General features: G+C 60.3%; 19 protein-coding genes. 8 read left to right on the forward strand and 11 right to left on the reverse strand.

Features of this window, described 5'->3' with window-relative positions; translation table 11 throughout:
- Nucleotides 1–97: 97 nt before the first annotated feature.
- Together D8779_RS04070 and D8779_RS04075 are read left to right on the forward strand one after the other, a co-directional pair.
- The gene (locus D8779_RS04070; protein WP_136663176.1) at nucleotides 98–586 is read left to right on the forward strand and encodes a DUF3015 domain-containing protein; all 489 of its coding nucleotides are present in this window, start codon (nucleotides 98–100) and stop codon (nucleotides 584–586) included.
- 101 nt (nucleotides 587–687) lie between these two features.
- A complete protein-coding gene (locus D8779_RS04075; RefSeq protein ID WP_136663177.1) occupies nucleotides 688–2,544 on the forward strand; it encodes an Lnb N-terminal periplasmic domain-containing protein in 1,857 nt (618 codons plus the stop codon).
- Nucleotides 2,545–2,616: 72 nt separating this feature from the next.
- Here the strand turns inward: D8779_RS04075 and ettA are convergent, their stop codons facing one another.
- On the reverse strand, nucleotides 2,617–4,284 hold the full coding sequence (gene ettA / locus D8779_RS04080; protein WP_136663178.1) for an energy-dependent translational throttle protein EttA: 1,668 nt from the start codon (nucleotides 4,282–4,284) through the stop codon (nucleotides 2,617–2,619).
- A 351-nt stretch (nucleotides 4,285–4,635) separates the two neighbouring features.
- Between ettA and D8779_RS04085 the strand changes: the two genes are divergently transcribed.
- From D8779_RS04085 to D8779_RS04095, 3 genes are all read left to right on the forward strand, one after another.
- Entirely contained in the window at nucleotides 4,636–8,820 is a 4,185-nt protein-coding gene (locus tag D8779_RS04085) for a sensor domain-containing protein (RefSeq protein WP_136663179.1), read from the forward strand.
- 125 nt (nucleotides 8,821–8,945) lie between these two features.
- A complete protein-coding gene (glyA, locus tag D8779_RS04090) occupies nucleotides 8,946–10,202 on the forward strand; it encodes a serine hydroxymethyltransferase (RefSeq protein WP_136663180.1) in 1,257 nt (418 codons plus the stop codon).
- A gap of 140 nt (nucleotides 10,203–10,342) precedes the next feature.
- Nucleotides 10,343–10,714 (forward strand): PilZ domain-containing protein, encoded by a 372-nt coding sequence (locus D8779_RS04095; protein WP_136663181.1) that lies wholly within the window; start codon nucleotides 10,343–10,345, stop codon nucleotides 10,712–10,714.
- Nucleotides 10,715–10,773: 59 nt separating this feature from the next.
- Here D8779_RS04095 and radA read toward each other — a convergent pair whose 3' ends face one another.
- The 3 genes from radA to D8779_RS04110 form a co-directional block, all read right to left on the reverse strand.
- Nucleotides 10,774–12,138, reverse strand: a complete 1,365-nt coding sequence (radA, locus tag D8779_RS04100) for a DNA repair protein RadA (protein ID WP_136663182.1) — start codon at nucleotides 12,136–12,138, stop codon at nucleotides 10,774–10,776.
- Nucleotides 12,139–12,206: 68 nt separating this feature from the next.
- On the reverse strand, nucleotides 12,207–12,485 hold the full coding sequence (locus D8779_RS04105; protein ID WP_136663183.1) for an HP1242/YdcH family protein: 279 nt from the start codon (nucleotides 12,483–12,485) through the stop codon (nucleotides 12,207–12,209).
- Nucleotides 12,486–12,569: 84 nt separating this feature from the next.
- The gene (locus D8779_RS04110) at nucleotides 12,570–12,812 is read right to left on the reverse strand and encodes an HP1242/YdcH family protein (RefSeq protein WP_136663184.1); all 243 of its coding nucleotides are present in this window, start codon (nucleotides 12,810–12,812) and stop codon (nucleotides 12,570–12,572) included.
- A 135-nt stretch (nucleotides 12,813–12,947) separates the two neighbouring features.
- Between D8779_RS04110 and D8779_RS04115 the strand changes: the two genes are divergently transcribed.
- Nucleotides 12,948–13,694: an EAL domain-containing protein gene (locus tag D8779_RS04115; protein ID WP_136663185.1), complete on the forward strand. Its 747-nt coding sequence runs from the start codon at nucleotides 12,948–12,950 to the stop codon at nucleotides 13,692–13,694.
- A gap of 67 nt (nucleotides 13,695–13,761) precedes the next feature.
- Nucleotides 13,762–14,175, forward strand: a complete 414-nt coding sequence (gene mscL, locus D8779_RS04120; protein WP_136663186.1) for a large-conductance mechanosensitive channel protein MscL — start codon at nucleotides 13,762–13,764, stop codon at nucleotides 14,173–14,175.
- A 62-nt stretch (nucleotides 14,176–14,237) separates the two neighbouring features.
- On the opposite strand, the gene D8779_RS04125 is transcribed toward mscL, so the two are convergent.
- Together D8779_RS04125 and D8779_RS04130 are read right to left on the reverse strand one after the other, a co-directional pair.
- The gene (locus tag D8779_RS04125) at nucleotides 14,238–15,011 is read right to left on the reverse strand and encodes a ferredoxin--NADP reductase (protein ID WP_136663187.1); all 774 of its coding nucleotides are present in this window, start codon (nucleotides 15,009–15,011) and stop codon (nucleotides 14,238–14,240) included.
- A gap of 232 nt (nucleotides 15,012–15,243) precedes the next feature.
- Nucleotides 15,244–16,239 (reverse strand): DctP family TRAP transporter solute-binding subunit, encoded by a 996-nt coding sequence (locus tag D8779_RS04130; protein WP_136663188.1) that lies wholly within the window; start codon nucleotides 16,237–16,239, stop codon nucleotides 15,244–15,246.
- Between the two features lie 369 nt (nucleotides 16,240–16,608).
- On the opposite strand from D8779_RS04130, the gene D8779_RS04135 reads away from it, so the two are divergent.
- A complete protein-coding gene (locus D8779_RS04135) occupies nucleotides 16,609–17,733 on the forward strand; it encodes a methyltransferase (RefSeq protein ID WP_136663189.1) in 1,125 nt (374 codons plus the stop codon).
- 101 nt (nucleotides 17,734–17,834) lie between these two features.
- On the opposite strand, the gene D8779_RS04140 is transcribed toward D8779_RS04135, so the two are convergent.
- The 5 genes from D8779_RS04140 to D8779_RS04160 form a co-directional block, all read right to left on the reverse strand.
- On the reverse strand, nucleotides 17,835–17,978 hold the full coding sequence (locus D8779_RS04140) for a DUF2474 domain-containing protein (protein WP_090249480.1): 144 nt from the start codon (nucleotides 17,976–17,978) through the stop codon (nucleotides 17,835–17,837).
- A gap of 222 nt (nucleotides 17,979–18,200) precedes the next feature.
- Nucleotides 18,201–19,208, reverse strand: a complete 1,008-nt coding sequence (gene cydB, locus D8779_RS04145; RefSeq protein WP_136663190.1) for a cytochrome d ubiquinol oxidase subunit II — start codon at nucleotides 19,206–19,208, stop codon at nucleotides 18,201–18,203.
- A 2-nt stretch (nucleotides 19,209–19,210) separates the two neighbouring features.
- Complete coding sequence (locus D8779_RS04150) at nucleotides 19,211–20,650, reverse strand: cytochrome ubiquinol oxidase subunit I (RefSeq protein WP_136663191.1); 1,440 nt, start codon at nucleotides 20,648–20,650, stop codon at nucleotides 19,211–19,213.
- Between the two features lie 241 nt (nucleotides 20,651–20,891).
- Nucleotides 20,892–21,464: a nucleotidyltransferase family protein gene (locus D8779_RS04155; RefSeq protein WP_136663192.1), complete on the reverse strand. Its 573-nt coding sequence runs from the start codon at nucleotides 21,462–21,464 to the stop codon at nucleotides 20,892–20,894.
- 1 nt (nucleotide 21,465) lies between these two features.
- A complete protein-coding gene (locus D8779_RS04160; protein ID WP_136663193.1) occupies nucleotides 21,466–22,437 on the reverse strand; it encodes an XdhC family protein in 972 nt (323 codons plus the stop codon).
- Between the last annotated feature and the right edge of the window lie 43 nt (nucleotides 22,438–22,480).

Here is a 22,480-nt window from a genome sequence, read left to right on the forward strand (position 1 = left end):
CACAGCAGGCTTGACACCGCACGGACATTGCAAAATGCTCAAGGTGAGGCCAGTTTGCCGTCGGTCGAAATCCATTCTCACTTGAAGAGCACACTTTATGAAACGGATTCTGATCGGTTCCCTACTCGCCATAACCTCCCTGTCTGCCTTGGCAGAAGCACCAGGCGGCCCAAACTGCGGTTGGGGCAATATGTTGTTTGAGGGCGAACGCGGCCTGCCTTCGCACTTCATCGCGTCGACCACCAACGGCACATCGGGCAACGCCACATTCGGCATGACCTCCGGCACCAATGGTTGCTCGACCGATGGCGCCCTGACGTACGGCGGCAAATCACTGCTCGCGATCAACGGCATGCTCGACGAGCTGTCCGAAGACATGGCTAAAGGTGAAGGCGAAGCCTTGACTACCTATGCCGTCTTGCTGGGCGTTGCCGAGCAAGACCGTGCGCATTTCGCGGCCGTAACCCACAGCCATTTCAGTGAAATCTTTAGCTCGGCCGACATCACCGGCGAGCAGATGCACGCAGCAACTCTGGCCGTCATCAAACGTGACAGCCGCCTGGCGAAGTACGCTCAGCCGGTTTAATCCGCGCACCCTGCCGGCTGCATGCAGCCGGCAACACCGTTTAACCGCCTTCCGTCACCTCGAGCGCTCTGGGCGCTTGCCCTCGCCATTAGTAGATGACTATGCCCAAACGCTTGTTACTGTGTGTATTACTTGCTGCCTGCGCGCCCTTGCACGCAGCGCCTGCGCCATCACTGCAAGCCCTTGATGCACTCGCCAACGACCCTTACTGGATTGCTCTCGGCCATTACGAAACCGGCAAGCTGGGTGGCTGGCGCAGCTACGTTGATGACAGCGGATTCTTTCTGGCCGAGCACGGTGATAGCGATCCATCGGCCGAACTCAGCGCCACCTTACACGCGCTTTATCAGCCTGCCGAAGCAGGTGACAGCCACCCCCAATGCGTATTCCCGGCCCGCACCCGCTGGCTGCGTGAACAACTGCAACTGGATGACCTCCCTCAGCCGAGCTGCACTGAATACCAGCGCTGGTTCGATGACATTCAGCCTCATCGCGCAGTACTTATTTTTCCGGCGGCCTACCTCAATAGCCCGTCGTCAATGTTCGGCCATACCTTGCTGCGGATCGACCAGGCCGACGTCGATGCAAACGGAACCGCTCTGCTCAGCTATGCCTTGAACTTTGGTGCCTATATCGAGGGCATGGACAACAGCATGCTGTACGCCTGGAAAGGCTTGATGGGCGGCTACCCTGGACTGTTCTCCCTGGTGTCCTACCGCGCCAAGCTGGCCGAATACAGCCGCTTGGAAAATCGCGATCTGTGGGAGTACCAACTCAACCTGACACCCGCTGAAACCGCCCGCATGATCGAGCATGTCTGGGAGCTTAAGCAGGTCCGTTTCGACTATTTTTTCTTTGACGAAAACTGCTCATTCCGCCTGCTTGAACTGCTCGAAATAGCCCGACCTGGCGTGGCGTTAACGGCGCAGTTCCCGCTAACGGCCATTCCCACCGACACCGTACGCGCCGTCAAGCAAGCGGGCATGGTCGAGCGTATCGATTATCGCCCTTCGCGGGAAAAAGAGTTGCTCGCTCGCGCCAGCCAGCTGGACGAAACGGAACAAGATTGGGTTCTGGCATTGGCAGACGACAGTAACCTGCTGCAAGACAATGCATTCCGTGGCTTAGCGCTTGAGCGCCGCGCCCTGATCCAAGATGCCGCTTACCGTTTGGTGCGCTACCACGCCACCGGCGCTGAACGTGACAGCGTGCAGGCCCAGCGCAGCTTCGAACTGTTGCAAGCAATCAACCGTAACCCGCCTGGTGAACTGTCAGTGGCGCGCCCGGAGCTGCCTGAAAATGGCCATCAATCACGCACCTGGCAACTCGGTGCGGGCAGCCGTGGGGACCGCAGCTTTGCCGAATATGGCCTGCGCATGGCGTACCACGACCTGAATGACAACCTGGCGGGCTTTCCGCTGGGCGCGCAAATCGAAATCCTTCAATTCAAGCTACGTCAGTACGAAGGCAATCACTGGCAGTTAGAGCGCCTTGATCTGGCCACCATCCGCTCACTAACCCCGCGCAATCGGCTACTCCAACCCCTTTCCTGGCAGGTGGCCGGCGGCCTGGAGCGCGTTCCGGGCACACATGAGCAGCGTGAGCTGGTTAGCCATATAAACGGTGGTGCTGGCGGCACTTGGCAACTCGGCGACGATACGTTGGCATACGCCATGGCCACAGCCCGCCTGGAGCACAACAGTGACTTCGCCGCCTTTATCGCACCGGCCGCTGGTTTCAACAGCGGTTTGATCTGGAACAACGCGCTGGGCAACCTGAGTGTGGAGGCCAAAGGCGACTACTTTCTGCAAGGTGAAGTACGCCGTAGCTTGGCGCTGAACCAGCAATGGGAGGTCACGGACAACCTCGGTTTACGCTTGAGTGCCACACGCCAATTCAGCCAGCTGCAAACGCCGGAAAACGAGCTGCTGCTGACACTGCGCTGGTATCACTACTAGGCCCGCAATGCCGGCGCAAATGCCGAAAAACAAAACGGAGCCCGAAGGCTCCGTTTTGTTGTACAGCCTGGCTTACTGCGCCAGCTTCTTGTAACGCACGCGGTGCGGTTGCGCAGCCGCATCGCCCAAGCGCTTTTTACGGTCCGCTTCGTACTCGGTGTAGTTGCCTTCGAAGAACTCGATGTGCGAGTCGTCTTCGTACGCCAGGATGTGGGTTGCCACGCGATCGAGGAACCAACGATCGTGAGAGATCACAATGGCAGCGCCTGGGAAGTCGAGCAGGGCTTCTTCCAGCGAGCGCAGGGTTTCCACGTCGAGGTCGTTAGACGGCTCATCGAGCAGCAACACGTTGGCGCCCTCTTTCAGGGTCAACGCCAGGTGCAAACGACCGCGCTCACCACCGGAGAGGTCCTTGACGAACTTCTGCTGGTCGCCGCCTTTGAAGTTGAAGCGCCCCACATAGGTACGCGACGGGACTTCATAGTTACCAATCTTGATCATGTCGGAACCGCCGGACACGGCTTCCCACACGCTCTTGCTGCCGTCGAGGTCGTCGCGGCTCTGATCGACGCAAGCCAGCTGCACGGTTTCACCGATTTCGATGCTGCCCGAATCCGGCTGCTCCTTGCCCATCAGCATGCGGAACAGGGTCGACTTACCGGCACCGTTACCACCGATCACACCGACGATGGCGCCTTTAGGCATGCTGAACGACAGGTTATCGATCAGCGCGCGGTCGCCGTAGCCTTTGCTGACGCCCACAAAGTCGATGACCTTGTCGCCCAGACGCGGGCCAACCGGGATGTAAATCTCGTTGGTTTCGCTGCGTTTCTGGAATTCCTGCGACTGCATTTCTTCGAAGCGCTGCAAACGTGCCTTGGATTTCGACTGGCGAGCCTTGGCGCCTTTGCGCACCCACTCCAGCTCTTCCTTCATGGCCTTTTCGTGAGCCGACTGCTGCTTGGACTCCTGCGCCAGACGGTTCGATTTAGCCTCCAGCCAACCCGAGTAGTTGCCCTCGTAGGGAATACCGGCGCCGCGGTCGAGTTCGAGAATCCAGCCCGCAACGTTATCCAGGAAGTAACGGTCGTGGGTAATCGCCACCACGGTACCCTGGAAGTCATGGAGGAAGTGCTCCAGCCAGGCCACCGAATCGGCGTCTAGGTGGTTGGTCGGCTCGTCCAGCAGCAGCATGTCGGGGGCCGACAGCAGCAGGCGGCACAGCGCTACACGGCGCTTCTCACCGCCGGAGAGCACAGCAACTTTGGCGTCCCAAGCTGGCAAGCGCAGGGCATCAGCAGCGACTTCCAGTTGACGCTCCAGGTTGTGACCGTCGCTGGTTTGCAGGATGGCTTCGAGCTTGGCCTGCTCGGCGGCCAGCTTATCGAAGTCGGCATCCGGCTCGGCGTAGGCGGCGTAGACCTGATCCAGGCGCGCCTGGGCATCTTTAATATGGCTAACCGCCTCTTCCACCACTTCGCGCACGGTCTTGCTCGGATCCAGCTGCGGCTCCTGCGGCAGGTAGCCGATGTTCAGCTCCGGCATGGGCCGCGCTTCACCGTTAAACTCGGTGTCGACACCGGCCATGATTTTCAGCAGGGTGGATTTACCCGAACCGTTAAGGCCAAGCACGCCGATTTTGGCGCCAGGGAAGAACGACAGGGAGATGTTCTTGAGGATTTCCCGCTTCGGCGGCACTACTTTGCCGAGCCGATGCATGGTGTATACGTATTGAGCCATGGATAACCTTGGTTCTGGATTGGAACGAAAAAGAAGCCGCCAACTGATACGTGCAGCCCAAGGCCACACGGCGGGGACGGAGCCGCCAGGCGCTGCCAGCGCACTGAACGTAAACAGGCACGCGCGCGTGCGGCAAAGCTACCGGAATGCGCGGTACAGGGCAAACGACGCTCGTCGGCCGCGCTGGCACTTTGCCACGGTTATGGCATGCTAGCGGCCCTTTGCCAGCCAGCCACATCGCGCACCTAGCGGGCACCCGCCCATAGCTGCCCAGTCTCAGGATGCACGTCTTTGCCAAGAGTTACGCCCCCCACCACAGCGCACACCCCGGGCACAGCTCCGGCAAAGGTGATGCGCGGGCCGACCCGTGGCGCGCTGGTGGTCTTGGTGCTGAGCATGCTGGTGTTGCTGATCTGGCAACTGCGCCAAGAATCCCAGCAACTGCTGGATAACCAACGTCAATTGGGCCTGGCCTACAGCTCGCAGCTGGCCAACCACTTGAGCCTGAACATGGACCTCAAGGCCAGCGCCGGCCAAGCCCTGCTGCAACCCCATGTTCTACCCCCACGCAGCGCAGACGAGCGCGATGAGCTGCTAAACACCTTGCGCAGCGTCTTTCCAACCTTGCGCAGCGTGGCCTGGCTGAATGCCCAGGGTGACATCATTGCCGACAGCCAGACGCCGACTAACGATGTGCTGTACCTGGCTGAACTGCTGCAACGAGGTGGCCGCGAAAGTTTCTTCTATACCTTCAGCGCTAACGATAAAGGGCGCATCTACCTGTTGTTGCGACAGAACCCTGACAGCGCCGCCAGCGGCTTCTGGGCCCTGCGCTTGACCAATCAGGCGCTAAGCAGCTGGCTGCATGAACATCATCAAAGCCCGCACCAGTGGTTGCTGGAAGATCGCAATGTGCAGCGGGTGATTGCCAGCAATCTATCCGCCGCCACCAACACCTCAATTGCACCCCCGGTCACGGCGGAAAACCTCGACCAGAGCATGTTACAAACCCCACTCAAGGGCAGTGACTGGCAGCTACGCGCATTGTTCAACGAGCGCAAGGTGCGCGCCCAGCAACTGCCCCAACAAGCCAGCAAGCTGCTGCTGTTTATCCTCTGTGCCACGCTGACACTGCTCGCCCTGTTTCGCCTGCTGCACGAACAACGCAGCCTGCATGCACTCAATACCGCCTCACGGCGCTCGCTGGAGCAAGCCGCCAGCGTATTGGGCGCCATCGAAGAGCGCGTGCTGGTCACCGACAGCAATGGCCAGCTGCAATACCTCAACCCGCAAGCTGAGGCGATGTTTGGCCTGAGCAATAGCGAGGCGCGTAACTGGCACCTGCTCAAGCTGCTGCCGCGCCTCGACCCGCTGCTGCTGCATGACACCGCCCTGCATAATGACCTCGGCCCCGACCTGGTGGAAATCCAGCAGAACGGCGTCACTCACCTGTATGACATCAGCCGCAGCGACCTCAGTGAAGATAACAAGCGCGCCGGTTTTGTCTGGGTGCTGCGCGACGTCACCGAAGAACAGCAGGCCTCGCAGGTACTGCAGGAAACCCGGCGGCGTTACCAGGACATCTTTGACGGCACCGGCACCGCCCTGTGCGTGCTCGACCTGAGTGAACTGCAGCGCTATTTGCAACAGCAACAGCTGAGCACGATGCACAGCTTGCAGCGTTGGCTGGACGCCGACCCGCAACACCATGCCGAGATTTGCCAGCGCTTGCGCCTGACGGAAACCAACCAGGTGGCCCTGCAACTGCTCGGGGTCGACTCAAACGCACAAGCCTGGCAGTACCTGCTCAATAACGGTCCGCTAAGCCCTCAAGGCTTTCGCATGCAGTTGCTGAACGCCCTGCTCACCGGCAGTCGGCAATTGGAAATGGAGCGGCAGATCAGCACGCCGCAAGGCCATGAACGGCATTTGTGGCTGTTGCTGCGCATGCCGGACAGCATCGACGACTTGCAAGCGGTCACGCTAAGCATCAGCGATATAACCAATCGCAAACGTATCGAAACCTCGCTGATCGAACGCGAGCGGTTCTGGTCCGATGTGGTCAAGGCCGTGCCCGACACCATCTATGTGCACGACATCGCGGCCAAGCGGGTGATGTACAGCAACAACCACCTGGGCCCGCAGCTCGGTTATAGCAAAGCGGAACTGCTCCAGATCGGTGACCGCCTGTGGGAAAAGCTGCTGCATCCCGATGATGTCGAGCTGTATCAGCGCATGCGTAATATTCAGCAGGTGGTCGGCAATGGCTTGCTGATGCAGTTCGAGCTGCGCTGGCGGCACCGCGACGGCAGCTGGCATTGGTTCGACATTCGCGAGCAAGCCTTGGCGCGTGATGACAAGGGCCGGGTCAGCCGCTTGATCGGCGTGGCCAAAGACATCACCGAGCAAATCACCCACAGCGAATCCCTGCGCACCAGCGAGCAGCGCTATCGCCTGCTGGCAGAAAGCATCAGCGACGTGATCTTCTCGACTGGCAGCGACCTGCAACTCAACTACGTCAGCCCCTCGGTGGTGCAGGTACTCGGCTATGACAGTGAGTGGGCACTGCGCAACGGCTTCCATAGCCTCGCCACGAACCCACGGCAGCTGATTGGCTTCTACGCCCTGCTCGACCGCGTGCGCAATGCCCTCGGCGACCCACAGCGCCTGGCAGAGTTGCGCACGCAGTTCCTGCCGCAGCTGTTCGTGTTCGACGCCCTGCGCGCCGATGGCCAGAAAATCCCGGTGGAACTGCGCCTGGTGCCCATGTGGGATGACAGCGGGCGCTTTGAAGGTCTGCTCGGCGTCGGCCGCGACATCAGCTTGCAGCGCCGCGCCGAAAAAGACCTGCGCATGGCCGCCACGGTATTCGAGCATTCCACAGCAGCGATTCTGGTCACCGACCCGGCCGGCTATATCGTTCAGGTTAACCATGCCTTCAGCCGTGTCAGCGGCTACAGCTCCAAGCAGATCCTCGACCAGCTACCCAGCATGCTCACCGCCGACACCCAACAGGCCAGCCACCTGGGCTATGTGATCAAGCAACTCAACCAGCAGGGCAGCTGGGAGGGTGAAGTGTGGCTCAAGCGCAAAAGCGGCGAAAACTTCCCCGCCTGGGTTGGCATCACCGCGGTCAAAGATGATGAAGGTGACCTGGTCAGCTACGTGTGCTTCTTCAGTGACATCAGCGAACGCAAAGCCAGTGAGCAGCGCATCCACCGCCTGGCCTACTACGACGCCCTGACCCAACTGCCCAACCGCACGCTGTTCCAGGACCGTTTGCACAGCGCCTTGCAGCACGGTGAAAGGCATCAGGAGTGGGTGGTGTTGATGTTCCTCGACCTCGACCGCTTCAAACCGATTAACGACTCGCTCGGCCATGCCGCCGGCGATCGCATGCTCAAAGAAGTGGCCGTGCGCCTGAGCGCCTGTGTTGACGGCGACGACACCGTGGCGCGCATGGGCGGCGACGAGTTCACCCTGCTGCTCAACTCCCAGCCACAGCGCGAAGGGGCACTGACGCGGGCCATTCATGTCGGCGAGCAGATTCTCGCCAGTCTGGAACAACCCTTTATCCTCGAAGGCCGTGAGTTCTTTGTCACCGCCAGCATCGGTATTGCCCTCAGCCCGCAAGACGGCAACGAGCTGAGCCAGCTGATGAAAAACGCCGATACGGCGATGTACCACGCCAAAGAGCGCGGCAAGAATAATTTCCAGTTCTACCAGGCCGACATGAACGCCAGCGCCCTGCAGCGACTGGAACTGGAAAGTGACCTGCGCCATGCCCTTGAACAGGGCGAGTTCAAGCTCTATTACCAGCCGCAATTCTCCGGCGACGGCAAACGTCTAACCGGCGCCGAGGCGCTGTTGCGCTGGCAGCACCCGCAGCGCGGCCTGGTGCCACCGAGCGACTTTATTCCGGTGCTCGAAGAGCTGGGCCTGGTTGTGCAGGTTGGTGATTGGGTGCTGCGTGAAGCCTGCCGGCAACTGGCCGAATGGCACGAGGCGAAGATTCGCGTGCCAAAGATTTCCGTCAATCTGTCAGCCCGCCAGTTTGCCGAAGGCGACCTGCACCAACGGATTGCACAGATTCTTCAGCACAGCGGCATTCCCGCAGGCTGCCTGGAACTGGAGCTGACCGAAAGCATCCTGATGGAAGACGTGGCCAACGCCATGCAAACCCTCGGCAGCCTGAAGAAGCTTGGCGTGTACATCGCCATCGACGACTTCGGCACCGGTTACAGCTCGCTGAACTACCTCAAGCAGTTCCCCATCGATGTGCTGAAAATCGATCGCAGCTTTGTCGACGGCCTGCCCCACGGCGAGCAGGACGGCCAGATTGCCCGCGCCATCATCGCCATGGCCCACAGCCTGAACCTCAAGGTAATCGCCGAAGGCGTGGAAACCTTGGCCCAGCTGGACTTCCTGCGCGGCCACGATTGCGACGAAGTGCAGGGTTTCCTGCTCGGCCGGCCGATGCCGCCACAGCAATTCACCGCGCTGTTCACTGGCACCGCGTTGTTTATGCTGAGCTAAGCCGCCTGCGCACATGAGCCCCACTTGTCCGCCAGATGACCACGCTTCATATGCCTGTTTATTACGGATGAGGTAGAATTCGCCCCCTCTTTCTACCGCCCAGCTGATTTTCTCAGGGGAATGCTATGTTCAGCCGTGATTTGACTATCGCCCGTTATGACGCCGAATTGTTTGCCGCGATGGAGCAAGAAGCCCAGCGCCAGGAACATCACATCGAGCTGATCGCCTCGGAGAACTACACCAGCCCAGCGGTGATGGAAGCCCAAGGCTCGGTACTGACCAACAAGTACGCTGAAGGCTACCCAGGCAAGCGTTACTACGGCGGTTGCGAATACGTCGACATCGTTGAACAGCTGGCCATCGACCGCGCCAAAGAACTGTTCGGCGCCGACTACGCCAACGTCCAGCCGCACTCCGGCAGCCAAGCCAACAGCGCCGTGTACATGGCTCTGCTGGAAGCCGGTGACACCGTACTGGGCATGAGCCTGGCCCACGGCGGCCACCTGACCCACGGCGCCAGCGTCAGCTTCTCCGGCAAGATGTACAACGCCGTGCAGTACGGCATCGACAACGTCACCGGCCTGATCGATTATGACGAAGTTGAGCGCCTGGCCGTTGAGCACAAGCCGAAGATGATCATCGCCGGTTTCAGCGCCTACTCGCAGATCCTCGACTTCCCGCGTTTCCGCGCCATTGCTGACAAAGTTGGCGCCTACCTGTTCGTCGACATGGCCCACGTCGCTGGCCTGGTTGCCGCTGGCGTTTACCCGAACCCAGTGCCGTTCGCTGACGTGGTGACCACCACCACCCACAAAACCCTGCGCGGCCCGCGTGGCGGCCTGATTCTGGCCCGTGCCAACGAAGCGCTGGAGAAGAAATTCAACTCCGCGGTCTTCCCAGGCGGCCAGGGCGGCCCACTGGAGCACGTGATTGCCGGTAAAGCCGTGTGCTTCAAAGAGGCACTGCAGCCTGAGTTCAAGACCTACCAGCAGCAAGTGATCAAGAACGCCCAGGCCATGGCCAGCGTGTTTATTGAAAACGGTTACGACGTGGTCTCCGGCGGCACCGAGAACCACCTGTTCCTGCTCAGCCTGATCAAGCAAGACATCACCGGTAAAGACGCCGACGCCGCCCTGGGTCGCGCCTTTATCACCGTGAACAAGAACAGTGTGCCGAACGATCCACGTTCGCCGTTCGTCACCTCCGGCCTGCGCATCGGCACCCCAGCGGTGACCACCCGCGGCTTCAAGGAAGACGAGTGCCGCGCACTGGCTGGCTGGATCTGCGAAATCCTCGCCAATCTGGGCGACGAAGCGGTTGAAGCGCGCATCCGCGAGCAAGTGAAAGCGGTTTGCGCCACGTTCCCGGTATACGGCAACTAAGCGACACCCGCCTGCAACAGAAAAACCCGCCACTGCGCGGGTTTTTTGTGCCCGGCACATCGACAACCCCGTCAGATAAAAGCCCACCCTCGGCAGCAGCCTTGGCTATAGTGGATAAAACCTCGTAGGAGTTTCTTTGCATGAGCGACACAGCCAATGAGCGCCGGCGCTTTCACCGCATCGCTTTCGACGCACCGACCGAGATTGTGCAAGGCGAACGGCGCTGGACGGTCGAACTGCATGACGTCTCGCTGAAAGGCCTGCTGATCAAGCGGCCTAGCGGCTGGAACGGTGACCCTAATCAACCGTTTGAAGCCAGCGTGCAGCTGGCCGATGACACTCGCGTGCTGATGGAAGTGGTGCTGACCCGCACCCAGGACGATCTGCTCGGTTTTGTTTGCCGGCATATCGATCTCGATTCAATCAGCCACCTGCGCCGCCTGGTGGAGCTCAATTTAGGTGATGAAAGCCTGCTTGAGCGCGAACTCGCGGCACTCGGCGAAGACGAGTAACGAAAAAGGAGGCCGATGCCTCCTTTTTTATCGCCCGTGTTTCATCGCGCGTGGCAGCATTACTCGAACAATGCATCCAGCGCCTGCTCCAGGCGCGTCACGGCAATCACCTGCAAACCGGGCGGCGGATCTTTCGGCGCATTGCCCTTGGGCACGATGGCGCGTTTAAAGCCATGCTTGGCCGCCTCTCTCAAGCGCTCCTGACCGCTTGGTACCGGGCGAATCTCACCCGACAAACCCACTTCACCAAACACCAGCAGATCATGCGGCAGCGGCTTGTTGCGCAAGCTAGAGATAACGGCAGCCATCAGCGCCAGATCGGAAGCAGTTTCCAGCACCTTGACCCCGCCGACCACGTTGAGGAATACGTCCTGGTCGTAGGTGGGAATGCCGCCATGCCGGTGCAGCACGGCCAGCAGCATGGCGAGACGATTCTGATCCAGCCCTAGGGTCACTCGGCGCGGGTTGCCCATATGGCTGGTATCAACCAGTGCCTGCACTTCAACCAACATCGGCCGGGTGCCTTCCCAGGTGGCCATCACCACACTGCCGGGCACCTCTTCCTGGGCGCGGGTGAGGAAGATCGCCGAGGGGTTAGTGACTTCTTTCAGCCCCTTGTCGGTCATGCCGAACACGCCCAGTTCGTTGATCGCACCGAAACGGTTCTTTACCGCGCGCAGCAGACGCAGGCGACCATCAGACTCGCCCTCGAAATACAGTACGGTATCGACCATATGCTCCAGCACGCGCGGCCCAGCCAGCGCGCCTTCCTTGGTCACATGGCCAACCAGGAAGATCGCCGTGCCGCTTTGTTTGGCAAAGCGCACCAGCAGCGCCGCACTCTCACGCACCTGGGCGACGCCGCCAGGCGCTGATTGCAGTTGTTCGGTAAAGATGGTCTGGATCGAGTCGATCACCATCACCTTGGGCTTTTCGATGCGCGCCGTGGCGATGATGCTTTCGATGCAGGTTTCGGTCATCACCTTGAGTTTGTCTTCCGGCAAGCCCAGGCGGCGCGCGCGCATGGCCACCTGCTGCTGGGATTCTTCACCGGTGACATACAACGCGGGAAAGCGCGTGGCGATATTGCACAAGGTCTGCAGCAGGATGGTTGACTTGCCGATACCGGGGTCACCGCCAATCAGCACCACCGAGCCATCCACCAAGCCGCCGCCGAGCACCCGATCCAGCTCACTGGATGCAGTGGAGAAACGCGGCATTTCCTCGACGCTGACCTCGGCGAGGGTCTTGATCTGCACCTGCTCACCCGCCCAACCCGCACGCCCGCTAGGGGTCGCCGCGTTGGCTTCGAGCAGGGTTTCGACCAGGGTGTTCCAGGCCCCGCACTCGCCGCACTGGCCGGCCCATTTGGGAAAGGTAGCGCCGCACTCGGTGCAGCCATACATGCGCTTGGCCTTGGCCATGCCGGACTCCTATAAACGCTGAGCCCGGATCATACGAAATAGCTGGATATATTTACAGTCCTGCGCACCTACGATTTGCAGCCATTGCCGCAACCACAACACTGCCCAGCAGAACGTTTAAGCCGGCGCGCGAGGTCATCCTTGAGGTCAACGCGTTCCTGCTTAAGGGCAAGCAGTGCATCGTCAGCCAGCAATTCGCTGCCCGCCTCAATCCGGCAGATGCGCTTATCCAGGGTTTCGTAGGTGTCGGCCAGGCGGGCGAAGTCGGCATCGCCGAGGCGCAGCTCATGCAGCGCGCCGCGCAACTCGGGGAAGTCCTTGATCAGCGGATGGTGTTCAACATACATGCGGGCATTCCTCTGGGCTAGTCACTGCTTGCAGACTATCCCCTGATCCGGGGCCGATACTTGACCCGGATCAAGCCCATCGCGCTATGGCGTGGCGCCCAGCAAGCCTGCCAGCTCGTCCTTGAGGCTGACGCGCTGCATTTTCAGGCCCAGCAGCAACATCTCATCAATGGCCACCCGACCGCTTTCGGCTTCATAAATACGCTTATCGAGCTCTTCGTACTCCTCGGCCAGGCGAGCGAAATGCCCGTCACGGGATAACAAGTCATGCAATTGCGTCTTGAGTTCAGGAAACTCGCGGTGCAGTGGGTGATGTTGCAATGGCATAACGGCATCCTCATGACAGGCCTGCACTGAGCCTAGCCCAGTCGCGCCAGCTCTGCCGCGAAGCCTTAAAACCCTACCTCAGACAGCTTCTGCTATCTTTGCCCAAGCGTCCGGAACCACTAACGAGAACAGGTTATGAGTACAGCATCAGGATGTTCGGCTTGCCGGGACGGCCAAGGGCTGGGGTTCCCCATCAGCATGGCCTTTCAGCCCATTATCAACCTGAACACCGGGACCATATTTGCCCACGAAGCGCTGGTGCGCGGTACTGCTGGTGAGTCCGCCGGCAGCCTGCTGAGCAAGCTCAACGCGGACAATCTCTACCCATTCGACCAGGCCTGCCGGATTACTGCCCTGCAGTGGGCTGCCAAACTGCAAATACCGGCCATGGTCTCGATCAACTTTATGCCCAACGCGGTGTACAAGCCGGAAACCTGCATCCGCGCCACGCTGGAGGCGGCAACTCGCTTCAACTTCCCGCTGGAGCGGATTATCTTCGAGGTCACCGAACAAGAGCAGGTGCTGGATATCGACCATCTCACGGGCATCCTGCGCGCCTACCGCAAGCAGGGCTTTATGACGGCGATTGATGATTTCGGTGCAGGCTATGCCGGCCTCAATTTACTGGCCGACTTCCAGCCCGACTTGATCAAGCTGGATATGCAGCTGATTCGTGACATCGACCAAGACAACGTACGCCAGATTCTGGTCGAAGCGACCTTACAGATGTGCCGTAAGCTGAATATTCGAGTGATTGCCGAAGGCATCGAAAGCCTCGGTGAACTGCATGCGCTGCGCGATATGGGCGTGGAGCTATTTCAAGGCTACTTGCTGGCCAAACCGGGCTTTGAGTCGCTACCCGAGGTCCATTACCCAGCCTGAGAAGTAGCTGGCAAGCCGCACATGCTCGATTACACTCAGCGCAACCTCACCTAACCGGGAAAGCAGCATGAGCATAATCAGTGAATTCAAAGCCTTTGCAGTTAAGGGCAATGTGGTCGACATGGCCGTGGGCATCATCATCGGCGCGGCCTTCGGCAAGATCGTCTCCTCCTTCGTCGGTGACGTGGTGATGCCACCCCTGGGCATGCTGATTGGCGGCGTGGACTTCTCCGACCTGGCCATTGTGCTCAAAGCTGCCGAAGGCGATGTCGCGGCTGTAACCGTGGGCTACGGCAAATTTATCCAGACGATTATCGATTTTGTGATTGTGGCCTTCGCCATCTTTATGGGCGTTAAGGTGATCAACAGACTCAAGCGCGAAGAAGAGGCGGCCCCAGCGGCGCCCGCAGCACCGACTAAGGAGCAGGAGCTGCTCAGCGAAATTCGCGACCTGCTCAAGGCTCAGCAGGCCAAGGAGTAGCATCGCTAAACACTGCAAAGGCACCCTCGGGTGCCTTTGCAGTGTTTACCTGAGATAAGTCCCTACCAGTAGTTCTCTACCGCCACCTGCCCCGGCCGACGAGTCAGACTGAGCTGTAAGCCACACTGCTTCAGCAGCGCGCGGGTGTCGTCGATCATCTGCGGATTGCCGCAGATCATCAGCCGCGAAAAGGCCGGATCCAGACTCAAACCCGCTGCCCGTTCCAGCTCGCCACTTTCCAGCAAAGTAGTGATGCGCCCATGCAGACAGCCGGGCACCTGCTCGCGGGTTACCAGGGGCAGGTAGACAAAGCGCTCGGCGTATTCCTGCAGATGCGCCTGCTGCATCAGCCCCCGAATCAACGGCTGATAGGCCAACTCACTGGCTGTACGTGCGCTGTACACCAGCACCACGCGCGCGAAGCGCTGCCACACCTCTAACCCCTGCAAGATCGACAGAAACGGTGCCAAACCGGTGCCGCTGGCCAGTAACCAGAGGTCGCGGCCATCGGCAAAGCGATCAAGGGTAAGAAAGCCCAGCGCCTGCTTTTCCACCAGCAGGCTGTCGCCAACCTGCAACCGGCTCAGCTCGGAGGTGAACTCACCGCCTGGCACGACGATGGAGAAGAATTCAAGAAACTCATCGTGGGCCGCCGAGGCCATCGAATAGGCGCGCCAGACCACCGAGCCATCGGCCTTCTGCACACCCAGCCGGGCGAACTGCCCAGCCTGAAAGCGAAAGCTCGCATCTCGCGTACAGCGCAGGCTGAACAGGCTGGGCGACCAGACCCGGATAGAGGTAAGGGTTTGCTGGGTGTACTTGTCGTCACTGGTCATGCGAACACCGGACCTATGCGGATTGCACAAGCCCAGTGTGGCGCAACACCGGCCGAACAAACACCGGCAAAACCTGGGGGCTCTTGGCCTTTACCCTATAACCTGTTCACGATCTCGCGAGCTAGAGCCATACAAGGCGAAAACAGGCGAGGAAGCGGAGTTTACTGACTGTAAATGAGCATTCCGAGCCTGTTTTTAACGCTGTAGGGCCGACGCGCAGCAGATCGCGGTTCTAACGGCGATTGACCGCCTGCGCGGCACGCAGCACATCGGCACCGATCTCCGCTTCAAAGGTCTTCCACATCGGGCTCAGCGCAGTGCGCCAGACTGCACGCTCCTCGGCCGTAAGGGTGACCACTTTGGCATTGCCGGCGGCAATGATGCGCTGACGATCATTGTTGTTCAGCGCCTCGGCGTCCTTGTTTACCGAGAAGGAGACCTCTTCGATGATCGCTTCCAAATCCGTGCGCGTTTTGTAGGGGATGCTGGCCCAGAACGTCTTGCTGCTAATCAGCATATAGCTCAACGAACCGTGGTTGAGTTCGTTGATAAACGGCTGAACCGTGTCGACCTTTTGGCTGGCGATGTTCGACCAGGGGCCTTCGGTGCCCTGGATGGTGCCGGCTTGCAGCGCCTTGAACGCCTCAGCGAACGGCATTTTCACGGTCTTGGCGCCAAGCTGGCTGAACTGCGCTTCCAGCACCGACGAAGGCTGAATACGGAACACCAGCCCCTTGGCATCCTCGGGTTTGCGCAGTTCGCGGTTAGCGGTCAATTGCTTCATACCGTTGTTCCAGTACGCCAAGCCGTAGATGCCGTGACTGGACATGGCGTGCAGCAGCTCACGGCTCTTGTCACGTTTCTGGAAGCGTTTGACGGCCTCCAGATCATCGAACAGGAACGGCAGGTCGAATACCTGCAGTTGCTTGGTATAGGCCTCGAACTTGGACAGCGAGGGCGCCAGCATCTGCACCTTGCCCTCGCGCAGCGCGTTGATCTCATCGCCATCGCCGAACAACGTCGAGTTGGGGTAGACCTCGACTACGACCTGACCGGCCAAGCGCTCTTCCACCAGTTTTTTAAACAGCAACGCGCCCTTGCCCTTGGGCGTGTCCTCAGCCACCACATGGGAAAACTTGATAACGATTGGAGCCTTGCCTTCCGCCTGAACCGGGCTTGTCGCGACCAACAACGCCATGAAGGTTAAAGACAACAGGGACTTGAACATGAACATACCTTTTGCAAATAGAACGTCGTGAAGCCTGCATGGGCAGGCCTCATTGAGTAGGGGTGTGGGCTATGGATGGCTCGGCGGAACACGGCCAAGCAGCTGCGTGTTCCTGGCCATCATGGCTACCAGATCGCAGCCGGGCATGAAGCTCGGGGCCTGGTTATTATTTGAATGCCGACCTTGCTGACTCAGCGGTATCAGTCACGACTGAGCAGATCCGCAAGGGGGCGGCATTCTTCGGTAAAGCGGCGCGCGGCACAACCGCGATTTACTGAACCAGCTCTCAGTTCCGAGACTTTTCCGCCGCTTGCACCGACAATAGCGACCAACCGCACTTCCACCCGGCCTACCGCCCCCGAGTTATTCATGCCTTTGCTCAGCACCCCGTTCGCCCAACTCGACCTGATTCGCCAACCCGATCAGCCGCACGAGCCGTTGCAGGCCTTTGATGCCGCCGATGAGTACCTGCTCAACCAGATGCACGAACAAGGGCTGACGCCAGACAGCCGCGTACTGATCCTCAATGACAGCTTCGGTGCATTGGCGGCCAGCCTGGCCGGGCATGCTCAGGTCAGCAGCAGCGGTGACTCGCACCTCGGCCACTTGGCGCTACAGGTCAATTTGTTACGCAATCAGTTGTCGGCAGATGCCGTGAAGTTTGTACCGGCCAGCGCAGTTGCCCAGGGGCCGTTCGATGTGGTGCTGATTCGCGTACCGAAAACTCTAGCGCTGCTGGAAGAGCAACTGATTCGCCTGCACGGCCAGCTCGCGCCTGGTGCTCAGGTAATTGCCGCTGCCATGGTCAAGCACTTGCCGCGTGCAGCCGGCGACCTGTTGGAAAAATATATCGGCCCAGTACAGGCCTCATTGGCGGTGAAAAAAGCCCGCCTGCTGATTGCCACGCCTGAAGCCAAACCCGCCCCCGTATCGCCCTACCCCACGCGCTACCGCTTGGAAAAACCAGCCATCGAGCTGCTCAACCACGCCAATGTGTTCTGCCGCGAAGACCTAGACATCGGCACCCGCGCCTTTCTCCCGCACCTGCCTAAGCACCTCAGCCGCGTGCGCGTAGCCGACCTTGGCTGCGGCAACGGCGTGCTCGGCATCGCCTACGCCTTAGGCAGCCCACTGGCCGAACTGACCTTGGTGGATGAGTCGTATATGGCCGTGCAATCAGCCGAGGAAAACTGGCGTGCGGCGCTGAATGAGCGCCCGGTAGAGATTCGCGCCGGAGATGGCCTGGCCGAGCAGGCAGAGGACTCGCTGGACTTGGTGCTGTGCAACCCGCCATTCCATCAGCAGCAGGTGGTCGGCGACTTCCTCGCCTGGCGCATGTTCCAGCAAGCCCGCGCAGCCTTGGTGACCGGCGGTGAGCTGTGGATAGTCGGCAACCGCCACCTGGGCTACCACGCCAAACTGAAACGACTGTTCCGCGGCGTCGAGCAAGTGGCCGCCACACCCAAGTTTGTGGTGCTCAAAGCGATCAAATAAGCATCGCCTTAACGGCCATGTGGGAGGGGCTTCAGCCGCGATTAAACGCCCTCATAGGCTCGCCGCTAAAGCGCCTCCCACAGCAGGCCGCAAAATCGCGTTTAAGGCGTCCCCATGCCCGCCGCCTGCATAAACAGGCGCAGCAGATAGGACACCGCGCCCAGGGCCAGCACGCTGCCGGCCCAGATCGCTACCAGCCAGCCGAGGCGCTGCCACAGCGGCTTTTTCTCTTCAACATCGTTCATCTTCGCCCTCATAACTGACCTGAGGTCTCGCGAGCTAGAGTCCTGCAAGGCGCTACGCTAGTAACAGCCTCCGGCTGGTCAAAGCAGGCGAGAGCTTTGCACATGAGCATTACTCGCTTCACTCGCCCTTCGGGCCGCGCTAAAGCGCGTTAGCCGCAAGCGGCTTTCCGAGCCGGCTTTTAACGCCGCAGGGCCGACGCGCAGCTGACCGATAACAGAGCCTCAGTGGTAGCCATCTTCTTCGGTCACCTTGCCGCGAAACACGTAATAGCTCCAGGCGGTGTACATCAGAATGAACGGAATGATGAACAGCGCCCCGACCAGGATAAAGCCCTGGCTCTGCGGCGGCGCGGCGGCTTCCCAGATGCTGATCGACGGCGGGATGATATTCGGCCACAGGCTGATGCCAAGACCGCTATAGCCGAGGAAGATCAACGTTAATGTCAGCAGGAACGGCATGTAATTGGCATTGCGCGCCACTGCCCGCAGCAGAGCCCAGGTGCACAGCAGCACCAGCACGGGCACCGGCATAAACCAGAAGATATTCGGCAGGCTAAACCAGCGCTCGGCGATGTCGGCATGCGCCAGTGGCGTCCAAATGCTGACGATGCCGGTGACGCCGAGCAGGACGAACACCAGCGGCCGCGCCATATCGTGCATCTGCTGCTGCAAACGACCGTTGGTTTTCATAATCAGCCAGGTGCAGCCGAGCAACGCATAAGCGGCAATCAGCGCCAGGCCGCAGAACAGCGAGAACGGGGTGAGCCAGCCGAGCGAGCCGCCGACGTACACCCGATCGACCACCTCGAAACCGTCGATATAGGCTCCCAGCGCCACCCCCTGGAAGAAGGTCGCGGTCAGTGAGCCGCCGATAAACGCTTTGTCCCAGATATGCCGTTTAGCGGCCTTGGCCTTGAAACGAAACTCAAAGGCCACACCGCGAAAGATCAGCCCCAACAGCATAAAGATCAGCGGTAGGTACAGCGCACTGAGCACCACCGCGTAAGCCAGCGGAAAGGCACCGAACAGCGCGGCGCCGCCCAGCACCAGCCAGGTTTCGTTACCGTCCCAAACGGGCGCCACGGTGTTCATCATCACATTGCGTTCGCCTTCGCTTTTGACGAAGGGAAAGAGGATGCCGATGCCCAGATCGAAGCCGTCCATGACCACATACATCATCACCCCGAAGCCGATGATCACAGCCCAGATCAGCGAGAGATCAATACCCATGCTCAATTCCTCTCATCCAACGAGTCGGTGTGGCCGTCTTCCAGGCCTTCTTCGGCCGCGGACAGTGGCCGCGACGGTGTGCGCTTCTGTCCAGGACCGCCTTCGGCAACTTCCTTGCCCTCATCGGTAACCGGACCTTTGCGCACCAGGCGCAGCATGTAACCGATGCCGGCACCAAACAGGGCGAAATACACCACCACAAATAGCACCAGAGTCAGGCTCATCTGCGCAAAGCTGTGCCCGGACGAGGCATCGGCCGTACGCATCAAGCCATACACCACCCACGGCTGGCGGCCGATTTCGGTGGTGTACCAACCGGCAAGCAGCGCGATGATCCCCGATGGGCCCATCCACACCGCCAGATGCAGCAGCGGGCGGGACTGGAAAAGGGTGCCACGTGCGCGCGCCCATAGCCCCCAGAGCCCGGTGAGGATCATCAGCATGCCGAGGCCGACCATGATGCGGAAGGTCCAGAACACGATGGTCGAATTTGGCCGGTCTTCTTTGGCAAACTCCTTGAGCGCCGGCACCTGCTTATCCAGGCTATGGGTCAGGATCAAGCTACCGAGCGCGGGGATTTCAACCTTGAAGCGGGTTTCTTCGCGCTCCATATCCGGCCAACCGAACAGGATCAGCGGCGTCGGTTCGTCGCCATGATTTTCCCAATGGCCTTCGATCGCAGCGATTTTTGCCGGCTGATACTTGAGCGTATTCAGGCCGTGGAAGTCGCCGATCACTGCCTGGATTGGCGCTACGATCAGCGCCATCCACATCGCCATCGACAGCATTTTGCGAATCGCCGGGTTATCACGGCCGCGTAGCAAGTGCCAGGCCGCCGAGGCGCCCACGAAGAAGGCGGTGGAGAGGAACGCCGCCGTGGCCATATGCGCCAACCGGTAAGGGAACGAGGGGTTGAACACCACGGCGAACCAGTCCACCGGGATCACCCGACCGTCGATAATTTCGAAGCCCTGCGGGGTGTGCATCCAGCTGTTGGAGGCGAGAATCCAGAAGGTTGAGATCAGCGTACCGACCGCCACCATCACCGTGGAAAAAAAGTGCAAGCCAGGGCCGACGCGGTTCCAGCCAAACAGCATGACCCCGAGGAAGCCCGCTTCGAGGAAGAATGCGGTGAGCACTTCATAGGTCAGCAGCGGCCCGGTGACCGCCCCGGCAAAGTCGGAGAACGCACTCCAATTGGTGCCGAATTGGTAGGCCATGACCAGCCCGGAGACCACGCCCATGCCGAAATTGACCGCAAAAATCTTCGCCCAGAAGTGGTACAGGTCGCGGTACACCTCTTGCCCCGTTTTCAGCCACATACCTTCCAATACGGCCAGGTAACTGGCCAGGCCGATGGTGATGGCCGGGAAGACAATGTGGAACGAGATGGTGAATGCGAACTGGATTCTGGCGAGATCGAGTGCCTCCAATCCAAACATGGCGTTTCCTCAGTCAGGTAATACGGGGCATGGCGCACGAGCGCGCACGCCGCTAAGGGTACGGAAAGCTTTGAGTACGATTATTGTTCTGGGGTTCAGTGCGGCCATGACAGGACCAATGCGACCCTACAAACCCGCGCGCAACACATTGACGCGGATCAAGGCATGTTTAAAGAGTAGCGCCTCGCGGGGCAAGTTTTGCTGTGGTTGATTGTCGCGCGGCGGGCTGCCACAAGGCGTTTCAACGCGCCAACAGTGCCTCAGGCCGATCAACATCGCGCAGCACACCGGCATCGTCCAGAACGATAGGGTGACAGACAGCTGCATGGGCTTGCAGCAGCTCGCGAGCGCCTTGATCGCCGGTCAGGTTCAGCAACTGCGGCCAGAAGGCGCGACCGAATAGCACTGGGTGCCCGCGCCGGCCTTCGCACAGCGGATAAACAATGCGCTCAGGCGTCGCTTGGTCGCACAGTTGCTGCAGGCTGTGAGCGCTGACCCACGGCATATCGCCAAGCATTACCGCAATGGCCTCGGCATCCTGCCCAGCCAGCCCGCGGATGCCGGCCGCCAGGCTGTGGCCCATGCCTTGATCGGCCTCGGCGCAACGAATGACCTGGCAATCGGCTGCTAAGCCCAACGTTTGCGGGTCATCCTCAGCGCGCAACAGCACATGCACCTGGCTAAACACCTGCTGCGCCCGTTCGACGCTGGCTGCCAGCAGGCTGCGCCCATCCACCATGAGTGCGACGCGCTTGTCACTGCCAAAGCGACTGCCACGCCCAGCGGCAAGCATCAGCGCGATCACCTTGGGCATGTTAGAGCGCGTCTCGCGGCAGGCCGTTACGTACCCGCAGGATGTCAGCCAATACCGCCAGGGCGATTTCCGCAGGGGTTTTGCTACCCAGATTCAGGCCAATCGGCGCGATGATCCGCGCCAGCGCCGCATCATCCAGCCCGCCGACCCGACGCAGGCGTTCGAAACGTTTGGCGCTGGTGACCATGGAGCCCATCACGCCGATATAGAAGGCTTCGGTGCGCACGGCCTCAATCATCGCCAGGTCGTCGATACGCGGATCATGGGTCAGCGCCACCACGGCGGTGTCGGCATGGCAGCCACCCAGACGGATGACTTCCGAGGGTAGCTCACGACGGATTTCCACCCCCGGTAACTCGACGCCTTGCAGCACCTCGTCACGCGGGTCACAGAGCACCACTTCAAAACCCAGGCTCTGGGCAAACTCGGCACAGACATGGGCCACCGAGGAATACCCCGCCAGCAGCAGGCGCTGGGCCGCGCCGACGCGCAGGCGCAGCAGATGCGGTTGGCGTTCAACTTTTGGCCCCTGCGCGCTATCGGTCAGCAAACGGCGCTCACCAGTCGGCAGCGCGACTTCACGGATCAGCCGACGCTGACCAGCCAGCGCGCCTTCCAGCTCACGCAGATGTGCTTGTACCTCACAGTCAGCCGGCAGATTTTCCACCAGCACTTCCAGCACGCCGCCACAGGGCAGACTGATCTGCGAGCGCGGGTCGCTACCATCGCCATAACGCAGCAGATACAAAGGTTCGGGAAAGGTGCCGGCAACCAACTGCTCAAGCAACTCATCCTCGACGCAGCCGCCGGACAGAGAACCTATCCACTCGCCACTCGCCGTGGCCGCCAACAGCGAGCCCGGCGCGCGCGGGGCCGAGCCATAAGTGCCCAGCACCGTGCACAGCCACACGCGCTGCCCTGCCCGGGACCACTCCAGCGCGCGGCGGATGACTTGCAGATCAAGGTGTTGCATGGCTTTGCTTCTCGTAGGGTGGGTTAGGCGCGCAGTCACGGTA

The organism is Pseudomonas leptonychotis (genome assembly GCF_004920405.1).
GTDB lineage: Bacteria > Pseudomonadota > Gammaproteobacteria > Pseudomonadales > Pseudomonadaceae > Aquipseudomonas > Aquipseudomonas leptonychotis.